Here is a 1957-nt window from a genome sequence, read left to right as displayed (position 1 = left end):
CCTCTCCCCCGATCGACGGGGGAGAGGAAAGGCGCGAACTTATGCAGGCTGGCTCCCTTCCTCTCCCTCCGGAGGGGGGAGAGGTGGCTCGGCGAAGCCGAGACGGAGTGGGGGAAGCCCGCCCCGCAACACGCAGCCGCCGCAAAACGGGCATCACCCAGCGAGCCCGAAAACTCAGGCAAGGTGACAACCAGGCCGAAGCGCTGCTTTGGCTTGAGTTAAAAGCCCGCAAACTTGGCGGCTACAAGTTCACGCGACAGTTCTCTATCGGACCATACTACGCAGACTTCGCTTGCCGCGAAAAATGGCTCGTCGTGGAAGTCGACGGACATCAACACGCCGACTGTTCCTATGACCGCCGCCGCGACGATTTCATGCATGCCCAGGGCTATTCGATCCTGCGTGTTTGGAGCCATGAAGTCTTGAAGCATCGTACTTCGGTTTGTGAAACCATCCTCGCCGCGCTCGATGGCAGGCTAGCCGAGAACATCACGGCACCCGACCTCCGCTTTGTCTTCACGCCTCACTCACCCGATTCAATCTCTTCAAAAACGGACCTATCTAGATGAAATCTCACGTAAAAGCGGTTGTTATCGGCGGCGGCGTCGTCGGCTGCTCGGTTCTCTACCACCTGGCCAAGGCCGGCTGGACCGACATCATGCTGATCGAGCGCTCGGAGCTCACCTCCGGCTCGTCCTGGCACGCCGCGGGCGGCTTCCACACGCTGAACGGCGACCCCAACGTCGCCAAGCTGCAGGCCTATACGGTGCAGCTCTACAAGGAGATCGAGGAAATATCCGGCCAGTCCTGCTCCCTGCACCTGACCGGCGGCGTGATGATGGCCGACACGCCCGAGCGCATGGACTTCCTGCGGCTGGCCCACGCCAAGGGCCGCTATCTCGGCATGGACACAGAGCTGATCACCCCTTCCGAAGCCAAGGCGATGTTCCCGCTGATGGACGAGACCAACTTCGTCGGCGCCATGTGGGACCCGGTCGAAGGCCATCTCGATCCGTCGGGCACCACCATCGCCTATTCCAAGGCGGCGAAAAAACTCGGCGCCGAGATCGTGCTGCGCAATCGCGTTGTGGAACTGACACAGGAGGTCGACGGCACCTGGAACGTCGTCACCGAACAGGGCACGGTGAAGGCCGAGCATGTCGTCAATTGCGGCGGCCTGTGGGCGCGCGAGATCGGCCGCATGGTCGGCGTCGAACTGCCGGTGCTGGCCATGGAGCACATGTATCTGCTGACCGAGCCGATGCCGGAGGTCGAGGAATTCAACAAGTCTACCGGCCGCGAAATGATCGGCGTGCTCGACTTCAAGGGCGAGATCTACACCCGCCAGGAACGCAACGGCATCCTGCTCGGCACCTATGAGAAGGCCTGCAAGCCGTGGTCGCCGGTCAACACGCCGTGGGATTTCGGCCATGAATTGTTGCCGCCGGACCTCGATCGCATCGCCCCGTCGCTGGAAATCGGCTTCAAGCATTTCCCCGGCATCGAGAAAGCCGGCATCAAGCAGATCATCAACGGCCCCTTCACCTTCGCGCTCGACGGCAACCCGCTGGTCGGCCCGGTCCAGGGCCTGACCAATTTCTGGTGCGCCTGCGCCGTCATGGCCGGCTTCAGCCAGGGCGGCGGTGTCGGCCTCGCGCTGTCGAACTGGATGGTGCATGGCGATCCCGGCTTCGACGTCTGGGGCATGGATGTCACCCGCTTCGGCGAATGGGCAGGCCTGCGCTACACCAACGCCAAGGTGCGCGAAAACTATTCGCGCCGCTTCTCCATCCGCTTCCCCAATGAGGAACTGCCGGCGGCACGCCCGGCGCAGACGACACCGCTCTACGACACGATGCTGGCCAACAATGCCGTCATGGGCGACAGCTGGGGACTTGAAACGCCGCTCTGGTTCGCACCGAAAGGCAAGGAACCCAGGGATATCGTCTCCTTCCAC

At 62.5% G+C, this 1957-nt stretch carries 2 protein-coding genes; both read left to right on the top strand.

Features of this window, described 5'->3' with window-relative positions; all coding sequences use genetic code 11:
• Positions 1 to 83 precede the first annotated feature (83 nt).
• Positions 84 to 569 carry a DUF559 domain-containing protein gene (locus tag EN906_RS32365; protein WP_127271897.1) on the top strand — a complete coding sequence of 162 codons (486 nt, stop codon included), beginning with the start codon at positions 84 to 86 and terminating at the stop codon, positions 567 to 569.
• Positions 566 to 1957 (top strand): FAD-dependent oxidoreductase (locus EN906_RS32360; RefSeq protein ID WP_127375688.1); only part of this gene is annotated, 1392 nt, incomplete at its 3' end. The genes EN906_RS32365 and EN906_RS32360, both read left to right, overlap by 4 nt.

The organism is Mesorhizobium sp. M7A.F.Ca.CA.004.06.1.1 (genome assembly GCF_003999135.1).
In the GTDB taxonomy this organism is placed as follows: domain Bacteria; phylum Pseudomonadota; class Alphaproteobacteria; order Rhizobiales; family Rhizobiaceae; genus Mesorhizobium.
This window is presented reverse-complemented; position numbering and strand designations above follow the sequence as displayed.